The 13681-nt window shown below is 42.1% G+C and carries 14 protein-coding genes; 12 read left to right on the top strand and 2 right to left on the bottom strand.

The window, feature by feature from the left end:
- Nucleotides 1-227 precede the first annotated feature (227 nt).
- On the bottom strand, nucleotides 228-977 hold the full coding sequence (locus QNH43_RS16200) for a DUF4397 domain-containing protein (RefSeq protein WP_283914924.1): 750 nt from the start codon (nucleotides 975-977) through the stop codon (nucleotides 228-230).
- Nucleotides 978-1215: 238 nt separating this feature from the next.
- Here QNH43_RS16200 and msrA point away from each other — a divergent pair, with 238 nt between their 5' ends.
- Both msrA and msrB read left to right on the top strand, forming a co-directional pair.
- Nucleotides 1216-1707, top strand: a complete 492-nt coding sequence (gene msrA, locus QNH43_RS16195; RefSeq protein WP_434060202.1) for a peptide-methionine (S)-S-oxide reductase MsrA — start codon at nucleotides 1216-1218, stop codon at nucleotides 1705-1707.
- A complete protein-coding gene (msrB, locus tag QNH43_RS16190; protein WP_283914922.1) occupies nucleotides 1697-2125 on the top strand; it encodes a peptide-methionine (R)-S-oxide reductase MsrB in 429 nt (142 codons plus the stop codon). Before msrA ends, msrB begins: the two co-directional genes overlap by 11 nt.
- Nucleotides 2126-2179: 54 nt before the next feature.
- Here the strand turns inward: msrB and QNH43_RS16185 are convergent, their stop codons facing one another.
- Nucleotides 2180-3268, bottom strand: coding sequence for an SGNH/GDSL hydrolase family protein (locus QNH43_RS16185; protein WP_283914921.1), 1089 nt, complete (start codon nucleotides 3266-3268; stop codon nucleotides 2180-2182).
- A gap of 306 nt (nucleotides 3269-3574) precedes the next feature.
- Here QNH43_RS16185 and QNH43_RS16180 point away from each other — a divergent pair, with 306 nt between their 5' ends.
- The 10 genes from QNH43_RS16180 to ablA all read left to right on the top strand — a co-directional run bounded on the left by QNH43_RS16180 (nucleotide 3575) and on the right by ablA (nucleotide 13681).
- Entirely contained in the window at nucleotides 3575-3742 is a 168-nt protein-coding gene (locus QNH43_RS16180; RefSeq protein WP_076366024.1) for a YjcZ family sporulation protein, read from the top strand.
- 327 nt (nucleotides 3743-4069) lie between these two features.
- Complete coding sequence (locus tag QNH43_RS16175) at nucleotides 4070-5044, top strand: S66 family peptidase (RefSeq protein ID WP_283914920.1); 975 nt, start codon at nucleotides 4070-4072, stop codon at nucleotides 5042-5044.
- 222 nt (nucleotides 5045-5266) lie between these two features.
- A complete protein-coding gene (locus QNH43_RS16170) occupies nucleotides 5267-5596 on the top strand; it encodes a hypothetical protein (protein WP_076366028.1) in 330 nt (109 codons plus the stop codon).
- 181 nt (nucleotides 5597-5777) lie between these two features.
- Nucleotides 5778-7142 carry an aspartate aminotransferase family protein gene (locus tag QNH43_RS16165; protein ID WP_283914919.1) on the top strand — a complete coding sequence of 455 codons (1365 nt, stop codon included), beginning with the start codon at nucleotides 5778-5780 and terminating at the stop codon, nucleotides 7140-7142.
- A gap of 23 nt (nucleotides 7143-7165) precedes the next feature.
- Nucleotides 7166-7855, top strand: a complete 690-nt coding sequence (locus QNH43_RS16160) for a CoA transferase subunit A (RefSeq protein WP_283918382.1) — start codon at nucleotides 7166-7168, stop codon at nucleotides 7853-7855.
- Nucleotides 7822-8487 carry a 3-oxoacid CoA-transferase subunit B gene (locus tag QNH43_RS16155; protein ID WP_076366359.1) on the top strand — a complete coding sequence of 222 codons (666 nt, stop codon included), beginning with the start codon at nucleotides 7822-7824 and terminating at the stop codon, nucleotides 8485-8487. Before QNH43_RS16160 ends, QNH43_RS16155 begins: the two co-directional genes overlap by 34 nt.
- 9 nt (nucleotides 8488-8496) lie before the next feature.
- On the top strand, nucleotides 8497-9768 hold the full coding sequence (locus tag QNH43_RS16150; protein WP_283914918.1) for a peptidase: 1272 nt from the start codon (nucleotides 8497-8499) through the stop codon (nucleotides 9766-9768).
- 79 nt (nucleotides 9769-9847) lie between these two features.
- Nucleotides 9848-10696 (top strand): putative beta-lysine N-acetyltransferase, encoded by an 849-nt coding sequence (gene ablB, locus QNH43_RS16145; protein WP_283914917.1) that lies wholly within the window; start codon nucleotides 9848-9850, stop codon nucleotides 10694-10696.
- Nucleotides 10697-10778: 82 nt separating this feature from the next.
- Nucleotides 10779-12158 carry a sigma-54 interaction domain-containing protein gene (locus tag QNH43_RS16140; RefSeq protein WP_283914916.1) on the top strand — a complete coding sequence of 460 codons (1380 nt, stop codon included), beginning with the start codon at nucleotides 10779-10781 and terminating at the stop codon, nucleotides 12156-12158.
- Between the two features lie 119 nt (nucleotides 12159-12277).
- Entirely contained in the window at nucleotides 12278-13681 is a 1404-nt protein-coding gene (ablA, locus tag QNH43_RS16135; RefSeq protein WP_076366038.1) for a lysine 2,3-aminomutase, read from the top strand.

Genomic DNA, 13681 nt, shown 5'->3' with positions numbered 1-13681 from the left:
CTTATGAATCATCAAGTCCATTAAATACAGAGGACTTGGAGATTCAATCTATACAACCTTTATTTGAAAATAGATTACAATGCCCAATGTTTGGTGTGAATAAATGGTAAGTTACCTTACTATTTACATATTAATGATTTTTATCCATATTTTTTGATTAGCCCCATTATAGACTATCCCATGTTTTGTTATCTAAATATTTCGATACATCCTTGTTTATTATCCATTTAAGGAGAGAGCGTTAGGGTTTCTATTGAGGATGATTCCCGATTCGATCCAATTATATAAATGGTTGAGGGAGTATTATCTTGGAAAGCCTTGTTTGGCAAAGAGAGTGCAATCTCTTTTGTTCCAGCTATCCTCACTTCGAAGTCTACCATCATTGGATGAATATTAAGATATTCGCTTGCTTTCCTGAAATCGAGTTGATCAAAAACGACATCTCCATCTTTGACGGCAATATCCACCGAGAGTAAATCATGTGAAAGCTGGATGAATCGAACCTTTGCTTCATTTTGAGGAACAAATGGATCATCCTCGAAAGTTAACAATTTCAACGATTCATTAGCCTGGGTAGGTGCTAGAGCAATAGTACAGGAACTCCCGCTTTCGAGAGCCAATTGACGGCTTAAAAGAGGGAAGGTGCTTTGCCCGCTGCGGTATATATCCAATTGGTAATTGCCAGGAGGCAGTGGTAAATAATCATTGTTCTCTTTATATGAGAAACTTTTGAGAATACGCACTTCATTTACATAAACATCAAATGAGGGAGCTGTCGGGGCAGCATGTAAAAAGCGAATTTGTGCTGGCAGTATGACATCCATTTGTTCATATCCCAAATGTTGTGTTGATTTTTCGAGACTTTTCAAATGCTTATGGTAATAATAAGCATGCAATTGCGGCTCGCTGTTTTTATTATTAGCCGATAGTAAATCATATGTTACCGATTTTTGTGAAAATGATTGTTTATCGCTCATTTCCAACACCTCTCATTTTCCCATTATGGTCTTATCATATGTTTTTATGCTTGGGCATGTTTCCCCTTTTTTAAAAGGGAATGGACCATTTTCGTAAAAAGGTTCGATCGGCATATTATTTTACAGGGTAAAATAAAAGCGTTAAAATGCATTCAATGGATTGTTTGTAAAAAAGGAGGATTTTCATTTGACAAAGCAATTAGAGAAAGCAACATTCGCAGGTGGATGTTTCTGGTGCATGGTGAAACCGTTCGATGAACAGCCTGGCATCGAATCCGTTATCTCTGGCTATACAGGCGGGACTACGGAAAATCCCACATACAAAGAAGTTTGTTCTGAAACTACGGGACATTATGAAGCTGTTCAGATCACCTTTGATCCAAGCGTATATCCATATGAGAAAATAATCGAGTTGTTTTGGCAGCAAATTGACCCGACAGATGCCGGCGGGCAATTTTATGACCGGGGAAGTTCCTATCAAACCGCGATTTTTTATCATGACGAAAACCAACGTGAAATTGCAGAAGCATCGAAAGCCAAGCTGCAGGCGAGCGGGAAATTTTCTGGACAGATTGTAACTCCGATAATACCAGCCAAAACGTTTTATCCAGCTGAGACATACCACCAGCATTATTATAAAAAGCAACCTGAGCATTATGAAAGATATTCAATCGGCTCTGGACGCAAAGCATTCATACAACATCACTGGGGGGAAAAAAATGAAAAGTAAAGAAGAATTAAAAAAGGAACTCACTCCGATTCAATATGAGGTCACACAAAATAATGGAACGGAACCAGCCTTTAACAATGAATATTGGAACATGAAGGAAGAAGGGTTATATGTGGATATCGTTTCAGGTAATCCTCTTTTCACTTCGAAGGAAAAGTTCGATTCAGGCTGCGGTTGGCCAAGCTTCACTAAACCGCTTAAAGAAGAGGAAGTGGTGGAAAACCTCGATACGAGTTATGGTATGAGAAGGATCGAAGTTCGCTCAAAAACGGCCGATTCCCATCTGGGACATGTTTTCAATGATGGTCCGGGACCGTCGGGATTACGCTATTGCATCAATTCTGCATCATTAAGGTTCATCCCGCTCCAAGATCTTGAAAAAGAAGGATACGGAGAATACAAAAAGCTTTTTGATTGATTGGAAAACCCCCTATCAGAAATTGATAGGGGGTATTTTAATATTAGTCGGGATTCAATCCGTGATGATTGATGCGATCCGGACAAATGGAATGGTGGTAAGTTCCATTGCTTTAGTCCTGCCAGTCACCTCAAAACGGACAATATGTGAACCGGGACGGAGCCCATTCGTGACAAATAAATATCTTTCACGGGCAAATGGCCACCACGTATTCAAAGTCGTGATTTCATTTCCGTCAATCCATACATTCACTTCCCCGCCATCAGGACTTCTAAGCAGTTTCACACCAAGCATACTTCCTTTGAAGGTATATTCAATTACACTGCCCTTTTCGCTACTAGTGAAATAGCCGCCCCTTGGACGGAAACCGCTCATCTTTTCATAGTGGTCAATTTCCGATAATTCAAATCCAGAACGGTCATGCAGCATGGATGGAAGGCCTGCTACAGCCTTTTCCCGCTTGATGTTATCCAGGAACCGTTCATAAATTGCATCAGCATATAATTTATAACCAAGTCCATTTGGATGAATCAAATCTCTGGTCAGCTGTTTTTCCGTATATCCTGAATTTTTGAATATTGGTCGCATATCTACATTCGTTGCGCCATAATGTTTGGATAAAAGTCCGATGGCTGAAGCAAATTCCTCATATTTCAAGGAACTCTCTGTTATTGTGAATAATTCAGCATTAGGGTGGAGACGTTTTGCCTTCCTCATTAACGCTTCATATGTCATGGTAAAATCATCGACATTCATATATTTACGGTCATTTTCACCAAAAACGAAGAAAATCAGATCTTTACGATCATGTTCCCTTCTTTGGGAAAGCTTGAATAGGCCTTCAAAAGCAGTGGATCCGCTTTGGACCACATAGTCACCGTGTAAAGGAATATCATTGGCATCATTCATTTTATTTTCTAACTGTTTGAACCATGTTAGATTTGGATTTTCAGCTCCGGAACCTCTTCCGATACTGTCACCAATGACGAGATACTGAATGGGCTGGCCTGATTGGAATTTTTGATAAACATTTATCGAATCATCTGATCCATATGTTTTTGGGACTTTTTGAAGGATATAGCTGATTAGAAGGATCGTGGCAATTGCAGCGAAAGGGATGAAGGATTTTGCGTTCGTTTTCAATTATGTTCCCCCGTATTGCCTTTTATGTATCCAAGTAGGTATGAGATAGTTTAAAAAGGCTTAAGAATTGTTTTTTCCTTATTATATCCCAATTTTGAAGTAACACAATAAATATAAAACGTTTTTTTGACATTTTTCATGGTTAATCGTGTGGTATTTCAGACATTGAATGATTAAAGGTTAAGAGGTGTTGATTGAAGTTTTTTCTTAAATCCAGAAAAATGGGCAAATGCACAGACCGAGGCGGGCGTATTGACATATGGTAAGGTGTAAAGAGAAATCAGAATTCTAAAAGGAGTGAAACATATGTACGGATATGGTGGAAATGCTGCAGGACCAGGATACGGTTATGGTGGAGGTGGATACGGCAGCGGTGGATTCGGCGGTGGTTGCTGCGGATTTGGATCAGGCTTCGCATTAATCGTTGTCTTGTTCATTCTATTGATTATCATTGGTGCTTCATTCTGCTGCTAATATAATAACCCAAAGACCAGTTGATAAAGCTGGTCTTTTCTTTATGTAAGGAAATTGGTGGGTTGACGCTGGATCTTTTAGATTCCAGGTCGTTGACTGAAAAAACATGGTTAAATCCAGGTGGGACAGGCGATGCATAACCATTCCTTTTTCCAATCCTGATTATGCACAACGGGAATGGCCGGAAAATGACATTGAGGCGGGAAATCAGGCCAATCTGAAAGGAAAATAAGTTGTGTGAATGACATTAAGGGTCTTGGTTTTTCTTTGTTCACCATTTCTGCTAAAATAACGAAAGAAATGTAACTAATTTAGGGGGATAAAGATATGGAACCTTCCCGTTTAAAAGCAGGGGATGAAATACGCGTAATCGCTCCTTCAAGAAGCTTGGCGATTGTCAAAGGGGAACAACGCAGATTGGCAGAAGAAAGATTGACTGAGCTTGGTTTTAAAGTGACATATGGTGAAACGGTTTTGTTCCATGATGACTTTTTCTCGAATTCGATCGAAGACCGGATCGAGGATTTGCATGATGCGTTCAGGGATCCGAATGTTAAGGGGATTTTTACAGCCATCGGGGGATATAACGCTAACCAATTGTTAAGGTATATCGACTATGATTTGATTAAGGAAAATCCAAAAGTGTTGATGGGGTATAGTGATATAACCGCAATTTTATTGGCCATATATAATAAAACAGGCTTAACTACATATTCAGGTCCTCATTTCTCGACGTTCGGGATGAAGGCTGGTCTGGAATATACGATGGAATATTTTAAAAAGGCTGTAATTGAAAGTGAAGGCTTTTATCTTGATCCAAGTGAAACGTGGAGTGATGATTCTTGGCATTTAGAACAGGATGACCGCACTTTCCACCCGAATGCTGGATACATGGGCATTCAGGAAGGTGAAGCTGCTGGGACAATCATTGGGGGAAATCTTTGTACACTCAATCTATTACAAGGTACAGAGTACATGCCATCTTTAAAGGACAGTATCCTTTTCATAGAAGATGACGAAGAAAGCCACCCATTCAGTTTTGACCGGGATTTACAATCCTTGCTCCATCAGCCAGGTGCAAGTGGGATTAAAGGAATCGTCATCGGCCGTTTCCAAAAGGATTCAGGAATGACTGAATATGCTTTGCAGGAAATCATCGCCACCAAAAAGGAGTTAAATGGCATACCCGTGATCGCTAATGCCAACTTTGGTCATGTTCATCCATTTGTAACGGTGCCGGTTGGTTCAAAAGCAGTAATGAAGGTAATGAACGGAAAAGCGATGATCCAGATCCATCCATGATACAGTTTGAAGGCGCCGTTCAAAAAATGGACGGTGTTTTAATCTGTTTGGGATATGTATGAATATATTTTGCATTAGGGTGTTTTTTAGGAGTCTTTCCTCTTGTCAGCCCTGGAAATAATCCTATTTTACAAGCATTATTAGGGAATATGAGTCTAATAGTTCAAATTCTATATTTTTCTGATATAATACTAAGAGATTTAAAATAGAAAAGGTGATTATGTGTTATTAACAATTCCAGCATCCATTCGTTTAGAGGGGGCTTTGGCCGAGTATAATAAAAAAGGCCGTGTGAGCCATACTTGTTTCGTTTGTAACGAAGATACTTCTAATGGGGATGCAAGTAACTTGAACTACTATAAGTTAGGAACTAAAAAAGTTTGTCATTCCTGCATGAAAAATGTTTTGCGTCATCCGTCTTTAAAAGAGTATGAATATGTGCATACTTCAGTTATCGATAAAACTGCTTTTTATAAAAATGTGCTGGCTGTTTTAAAGGATGAAAGTTTTTTGGAGTCAATTCGTGAAGAAAAACTAAATAGCGCATTGTAAGAAAAAAGTGTATCTCTCGCGGATACACTTTTTTTGTGGCCATTTTTGGAAGACCGCCCATGAAAGCAAGAAATTTATCCGTTAACATGCTTAGGCCAATTTCTTTAGCAAGATTGCTTTCATCTGGACATACACTTTACTATATTGCATTTGTTTTTAATGAGAAGGAGTGTGTGGGCTTATGGAGCAGTCTTCATTGATCAAACCGGTCCTGGGAGGAGCCTACCCGACTATCAGCCATGGTCAGGGAGTGTTTTTATATGACAAAGATGGAAAGGAATACCTTGATGCTTCTTCCGGTGCTGTTACAGCCAATATTGGCCATGGAGTCCAGGAAATCATTGAAGCGATGGTAAAACAGGCTAAACAGGTTTCATTTGTGTATCGGTCCCAATTCACCAGCGATGCTGCAGAGAAACTTGCCGGAAAAATTGCAGAATTGACCAAAGGGGAACTGACATACAGCTTTTTTGTAAACAGCGGCTCCGAAGCGACTGAAACAGCATTGAAAATTGCCATTCAGCATTGGCAGGAAAAAGGGAAGCCAAAGAAACAGAAAATCATATCGAGATGGATGAGCTACCATGGCATCACGATGGGAGCTCTTTCAATGTCTGGACATCCGATTCGCCGGGAAAGGTTTACTTCCATGCTTGAATCATATCCTTCTGTATCTCCTCCATATTGTTACCGATGTCCACTTCAACTTGATCCACATACGTGCGGAATGTCCTGTGCTTCGGAATTGGAAGCATCAATCCGGCGTATTGGCAGTGAAAATATAGCGGCTTTCATTGCAGAACCTGTTATCGGCGCAGCCGGAGGGGCCATTGTTCCTCCTGATGGTTATTTTCGAAAACTCAAGAAAATCTGCGAAGAGAATGATATTTTATTCATTGCGGATGAAGTAATGACCGGATTTGGACGTACCGGGAAGATGCTTGCTTCCGAATATTGGGATGTGGAGCCTGATATCGTAACATTTGGTAAGGGTATGAGTGGGGGGTATACACCAATAGCGGCCGCAGTAATGACCAAAAACGTGATGGAGCCCATAATGAAAGGCTCGAAGTCAATTATAGGAGGGCATACTCTAAGTGCAAATCCGTTATCGTGTGCGGTATCTTTGGCCGTTTTAGAATATGTCGAAAGGAATGAACTTGTCGAAAAATCAGCCGACAGAGGGAATTACCTGATTAGGGGCCTGAAAAAGTTGGCAGGGAAGTATTCCTTTATCGGTGATATACGCGGGAGAGGTTTATTGATTGGCATCGAATTTGTCCAGGATAAAGGAACGAAGGTCCCATTTCCGAAGGAGGCAGACGTGACTAATGAAATCATTGAATTGGGAATGAGGAATGGAATACTTCTTTATCCCGCAGCTGCAGGCCTTGACGGTGTAACAGGGGCAGCGATCATCATCTCCCCGCCGTTAACGATATCGGAAGAGGAGTGTGCTGAATTGTTAATGAGGGTCGATATAACTTTTTGGCAATTTAATGAATCGATAGGTAAACGGCCATCACAACAAGGAAGTGAGTCATAGTGGTGGAAAATACGTTCCAGAAGATTTGTCGTTTGGAGGATGTCCGCCATCACTTTAAAGATAAACAGTCCATCCTGTTTGGGGGATTCGGCGGCATAGGGACGCCTCCGGGATTGATCAATCTGATTTTGGAATCAGGTATTAAGGATTTAACCTTGATTGGGAACGATACAGGTTTCCCCGATATCGGAATCGGAAAACTGGTCACCCAACGCCGTGCGAAAAAAATCATCGTTTCCCATATCGGTTCCAATCCAAATGCAGGACTATTAATGAATAATGGAGAACTCGAAGTGGAGTTCTCTCCGCAAGGGACACTTGTCGAACGCATCCGGGCCGGAGGGATGGGACTTGGCGGGATATTGACTGATATTGGAATTGAGGCCGATATCGTCCGGGACGGCAAGCAAACCGTAAAGCTGGGTAAGAAAAATTATCTGGTGGAACCGGCATTAACTGCGGATATCGCCATTGTTTACGCAGAAATGGCAGATCCTTATGGAAATCTTATATTTGATAAAAGTGCCAGGAACACGAATCCAATCGTTGCTGCGGCCGGTCAAATCACTATAGTCGAAGCCTTGCAAATCGTTCCGCTTGGCACTTTGGATCCAGAGGACATCATTGTACCCGGTGCCTTTGTGGATTATATCATTCCATCAAAAGGAGTCGATTGGAAATGGGTTTGGGAACCGGAGATAGAAACAGAATAGCGAAACGGGCAGCAGCAGAAATCAGTGATGGGATGCTGGTCAATTTGGGAATTGGCATTCCATCACTTGTACCGAATCATCTTTTGAATGATCATAAAGTTATGTTTCATGCAGAAAATGGCCTTGTGGGAATTGGCAGTACCCCTGAATTGGGGAAGGAAGATGCGCATCTTTGCAATGCTGGGGGACTGCCGATCACGATTAGAGCCGGGGCTTCTTACTGCGACAGTACTGTTGCATTTGGGATGATACGGCGAGGCAGGGTGGATATCACGATTCTAGGAGCCCTTCAGGTAAGTCAAGCGGGGGATCTCGCTAATTGGATTGTCCCGGGAAAGCGGGTGCCAGGCATGGGCGGTGCAATGGAACTGGCTGCGAAGGCAAAAAAGGTCATTGTCTTGATGGAACATAACGATAAGGCGGGCATGTCTAAATTGGTCAAAAAATGTACGTTGCCGTTAACTGCCAAGAAATGCGTACATATGATCATCACCGAATTAGGCGTTTTTTCCGTAACTTCGGAGGGCCTCCTATTAACTGATGTATTTGATACGTCCAGCATTCAGGAAGTCAGGAATCGGACCGAAGCCTCGTTTACCGTCTCTGAAAACATCCATATTTTAAAAGAATGAGAGAGGAGAATGGATATGTATGAGGAGAAAATAAGAACATGGTTGAATGAACATCGGATGAATGGGGTTCAGCTTTTGCAAAAGCTGGTTCAGGAACCGAGCAAAAGGGGGCAAGAAGGAAGTGCACAGGCCATAGTGGTCGAGAAGTGCAGACAACTTGGCCTAGAAATAGACCTTTGGGAAATCGGGGATGAACAATTAAGAAAACATCCCCATTTTTATTGCGACCGCAGGGATTTTAAAGGTAATCCGAACCTTGTGGCTATAAAAAGGGGAACAGGCAAGGGGAAATCCATTATTTTAAACGGGCATATTGATGTGGTTCCTGAAGGAGATCATGCGGCATGGCACGATGAACCGTATAGCGGCAAGTTGGTTGACGGGAAAGTTTTCGGGCGGGGAACGACGGATATGAAAGGGGGCAATGTATCTTTATTGCTGGCCATCGAAGCGATCGTCGAATCTGGAATCCAATTGAAGGGAGATGTGATATTCCAGAGTGTGATTGAAGAAGAAAGCGGTGGTGCCGGCACACTTGCGGCAGTCATACGGGGGTATAAAGCTGATGGTGCGATCATTCCGGAGCCAACAAATATGAAACTATTCCCTTTACAGCAAGGTTCGATGTGGTTTCGACTGAGAATAAAAGGCAAGTCTGCACATGGAGGCACGAGGTATGAAGGAGTCAGTGCAATAGATAAAGCGGTTGGTGTAATGAAAGAAATCAAGATGCTTGAACAAGAACGGAATGAGTCACTCCGTCATTCACTCTATAAAAATGTCCCTATTCCCATTCCAATCAACATAGGTAGCATTCAAAGCGGGAATTGGCCTTCCTCCGTGCCGGATACAGCCGTTCTAGAAGGTAGATTCGGCATCGCCCCGACAGAAACGATGGAAGAGGCACAGAAATCGCTGAAGGAGCGAATAGATGCTTTAAACCAGAATGATGCATGGTTCAAAGGAAATCCTATTGAATTAGAATGGTTTGGGGCCAGGTGGCTGCCTGGCAACCTCGAATTAAATCACCCGCTTATGAAGACAATTGGAACATATTATGAAAAAGTGGTAGGGGAAGAACCGTTTGTCGAAGCGTCCCCTTGGGCGACGGATGGAGGGTATCTTTCATCGGTGGGCTCTACCCCCGTAGTTGTGTTTGGACCAGGGGAAACGAAGATGGCACATGATTCGAACGAATATATAAAGGTGGATAAAATGATGGAGGTTGCGGAAATCATCGCATTGACCATTATTGAATGGTGTGGGGTGGACCAGGAATAATCATTTTTCCCAAGGTCTGATTCCAGGAAGGGTCAGGCCTTTCGCACCAATTTTCGAAAATGTGAAAGGAGGGGGATAAATGGAGGCTGGAATCATTGAAAAAAAAATTCAAAAGCCAAGGTGCACCATACATATTACGATCGACCATTTTAATAAGCGAATCAGGGTTGATGATTATTTGGGTCATTTTCAAGAATGCGTGGAGGAATCTTTAAAGGTGGCTAAAGGCATATCAGCAGAAAAAGTCATCTTCAAGTCTCGCAGGGAAAACGTTATGGCATTGCTTGCTCAAGGCTTTCTATATGAAGGAAGCATCGATAAATTCTTCTTGGGAAGCGATTGTTTCTTCCTTGTTAAATATAACCGGAATGAAAGGCGTAACAGTGCAGAATGGGAAAAGGAAGATCAAATCCTTACCGATGTTCAGAGTCTGCCGGCAAAATCCGGCCTGGATGATCCGCCGTCAGCTTATCAAGGCCGTAAAGCAGAATTTACAGATGCACTTCAGCTGGCCCGATTATATGGTAAGGTTTTCGAAGTGTATCCCACACCGATGAATGATCCGGCATATGTGAAAAAGTGCATGGAAATGGGAACGGTTTTTTATATTTATGTCCATCAAGAGAGGATTGTCAGTGCTGCTTCCGCAGAAATTAATTCCCTTTACCATAATGCAGAAATCACCGATTGTGCGACATTGCCGGAACATCGGCAGTACGGCTTGATGAAACACTTGATTTCCGCGCTTGAAGACCATCTTATTTCACATGGAATTTATTGTATCTATTCGATTGCCCGGTCGCTCTCATTCGGCATGAATGCTGCATTGCATCAGCATGGATACTCGTACCGTGGACGTTTGGCCAATAATTGTTATATCTTTGATAAACTGGAGGATATGAACCTTTGGGTGAAAAATTTTACTTGAATGCTCATTTTTAGGCGGTTGATGACAAGTTTTTGGCATTTCCTCATATACATTTAGCAAGTGGGTATTGAGGGGGGATATCTTGCCAAGTGAATTTTTTAATACAAGTGAAGTGTTGGAAGCGATATTAGAAACTATTGATGAAGGCATTCATGTGATAGATCCAAAAGGACAGACCATCTTTTATAACGGAGTGGCGGCCAATCATGATGGGATGCAAAGAAGTGAGGTGCTTGGGAAACCCTTGCTTGAAGCCTTCCCTTCTTTGAATTACAAATCATCGACCTTACTCCGGGTCATTAAATCTGAAAAACCAATCTACAACTATAGTCAATCGTATGTAAATGCACATGGGCGCATCATTGAGACGCTAAATACGACGCTCCCCATATATGTTGATGGGTTTATGATAGGTGCAATAGAAATTGCCAAGGATTATTCAAGCTTGAAACAATTATCTGAAAGGTTAGCTGATCTGGAAAGCTCGCTCAAGACGATAAAAAGTCCTGAAAGGAAAACGCCTGGGAACGGCGGGTTGTATTCTTTCAGAGAAATCCTGACAAATGATACTGGGTTTAAAGGTTTGATATCACAAGGGAAAAAGGCTGCCCGCTCCTCCTCATCCGTATTGGTTTATGGGGAAAGCGGTGTAGGAAAAGAGCTTTTTGTTCAAAGCATCCACCAGGATTCGAGCCGCGGTAAAGAACCTTTCATCGCGCAAAATTGTGCTGCCCTACCAGAAAGTTTATTGGAATCGCTTCTATTCGGTACGGCAAAAGGAAGCTACACTGGTGCTGTGGAACGTCAGGGATTGTTTGAATTAGCCAACGGAGGAACCTTGTTTTTAGATGAATTGCAATCGATGCCGATTGATTTGCAGGCAAAGCTTCTGCGTGTGCTAGAAGATGGCTTCATCAGGAGGATAGGCGGTACAAAGAGTGTACAGGTGGATGTCAGGATCATGGCAGCTATGAATATAGATCCGAAAAAGGCAGTATCGGAAAACAGGCTAAGGCCGGATTTATTTTACCGATTGAACGTATTGAGCTACGAGCTGCCTCCATTAAGGGAGCGGATTGATGATATAGAGCTTCTTTCTGAACATTTCATATCAGTATTTAACAGTAAATTAGGACTGTCGATAAAAGGCATGGATGAGAAGACTAAGGTTTTTTTTCGGAAATATCATTGGCCTGGAAACGTAAGGGAGCTTAAACATACGATAGAATTCATGATGAACCATACGGAGAATGATGTTTTGAATCTTGAAGATCTGCCCCAATTTTTAAAAAAGCGCACCCCATCAGAAAAAATCCTTCCGCTTCGTGAGGCCATGATTGAGATGGAAACAAAATTGATTACCGAGGCCCTTCGTCAAACGAACGGTAACGTTTTCCAGGCATCGAAGCTATTGCAGATTCCAAGACAGACCTTGCAATATAAAATAAAAAAACATATTTGAATGGAAAAAATCCGGATGCAGCCAGCAATCCGGTTTTTTTCATGGGCATTCGAATTTTTGGGTCATTTTGGCACCCTTCTTGCATTTAATACTACTATCATAACTCAGGAGGTATAACCATGTTATTTGACTTATATAAGCCAGATCGCAATTGGAAAGATATAGAGCTATGGAAAGATGTAACCGAAGAACAATGGAACAACTGGCTGTGGCAGCTTACGAATACGATCCGAACTGTTGATGATTTGAAAAAAGTGATAAACCTGACTCCGGATGAAGAGGAAGGTGTGAGGATTTCCACAAAAACCATTCCATTGAATATCACCCCATACTATGCTTCGTTAATGAATAAAGATGACCCAAGGTGTCCAATCAGAATGCAATCGGTCCCCATCTCTGAAGAAATGCATAAAACCAAATATGACATGGAAGACCCGCTTCATGAGGATGAGGACTCCCCTGTACCGGGACTGACCCATAGATATCCGGATCGAGTTCTTTTTTTGGTGACGAATCAATGCTCCATGTACTGCCGTTATTGTACGCGAAGACGCTTTTCAGGCCAAATTGGCATGGGAGTGCCAAAAAAACAATTGGACGCTGCAATCGGTTATATACGTGACACGCCGGCAGTTCGGGATGTCCTTATTTCCGGCGGTGACGGATTATTGATCAATGACACAATCCTTGAATATATCCTCAAAAACTTAAGGGAAATTCCTCATGTTGAAATAATCAGGATAGGTACGCGGGCTCCGGTTGTTTTTCCCCAAAGAATCACTGAAAATTTATGTGCCATTTTAAAAAAATATCATCCAGTTTGGCTGAATACTCATTTCAATACCTCGATAGAAATTACCGAAGAGTCAAAGAAAGCATGTGAGATGCTTACCGATGCAGGTGTACCTGTAGGCAACCAGGCAGTTATTTTAGCGGGGATAAATGACAGTGTCGCCATCATGAAAAAGCTGATGCATGATCTGGTTAAGATCCGTGTCCGCCCTTACTATATTTATCAGTGCGATCTCTCGGAAGGCATCGGTCATTTCAGGGCACCCATTTCAAAGGGGATTGAAATCATCGAGGGGCTCCGAGGCCATACATCCGGTTATGCTGTACCTACCTTCGTCGTCGATGCTCCAGGAGGGGGAGGGAAGATCACACTGCAGCCGAATTATATCCTTTCACAATCCCCAACAAAAACGGTGCTGCGCAATTTTGAAGGTGTGATAACCACATATCCTGAACCTGAGAAATATACACCAGGACTTGCAGATGATTATTTCAAAGGAGTATATCCTGATATGGAAGAAAAACAGTCAGATATAGGTGTATCGGGTTTAATGAACGACAAGCAATTCAATTTAGTGCCTGAAGGGCTGAGGCGAATGAATAGACGGGAAAAATACGTGACCAACCCAGAGCATGCTTCATTGAAGAACCAGCGTGAAAAACGAGATCTGTTAAAAGAAAAGAAATTCCAGGCACAGCAAAAAAAGGGCACTCAAAAGGGGGATGAATAG

The organism is Peribacillus simplex (assembly GCF_030123325.1).
Lineage (GTDB): Bacteria > Bacillota > Bacilli > Bacillales > DSM-1321 > Peribacillus > Peribacillus simplex_D.
The sequence above is the reverse complement of the archived record's forward strand: the minus strand, read 5'-3'. Positions and strand labels throughout refer to the sequence as shown.

Coding starts and splice junctions, on each gene's coding strand:
- QNH43_RS16165 (WP_283914919.1), top strand. CDS start 5,778: ATGGAGCAGTCTTCATTGATCAAACCGGTCCTGGGAGGAGCCTACCCG.
- QNH43_RS16150 (WP_283914918.1), top strand. CDS start 8,497: ATGGATATGTATGAGGAGAAAATAAGAACATGGTTGAATGAACATCGG.
- msrA (WP_434060202.1), top strand. CDS start 1,216: ATGGTGAAACCGTTCGATGAACAGCCTGGCATCGAATCCGTTATCTCT.
- QNH43_RS16175 (WP_283914920.1), top strand. CDS start 4,070: ATGGAACCTTCCCGTTTAAAAGCAGGGGATGAAATACGCGTAATCGCT.
- QNH43_RS16180 (WP_076366024.1), top strand. CDS start 3,575: ATGTACGGATATGGTGGAAATGCTGCAGGACCAGGATACGGTTATGGT.
- QNH43_RS16200 (WP_283914924.1), bottom strand. CDS start 977: ATGAGCGATAAACAATCATTTTCACAAAAATCGGTAACATATGATTTA.
- ablB (WP_283914917.1), top strand. CDS start 9,848: ATGGAGGCTGGAATCATTGAAAAAAAAATTCAAAAGCCAAGGTGCACC.
- msrB (WP_283914922.1), top strand. CDS start 1,697: ATGAAAAGTAAAGAAGAATTAAAAAAGGAACTCACTCCGATTCAATAT.
- QNH43_RS16155 (WP_076366359.1), top strand. CDS start 7,822: ATGGGTTTGGGAACCGGAGATAGAAACAGAATAGCGAAACGGGCAGCA.
- ablA (WP_076366038.1), top strand. CDS start 12,278: ATGTTATTTGACTTATATAAGCCAGATCGCAATTGGAAAGATATAGAG.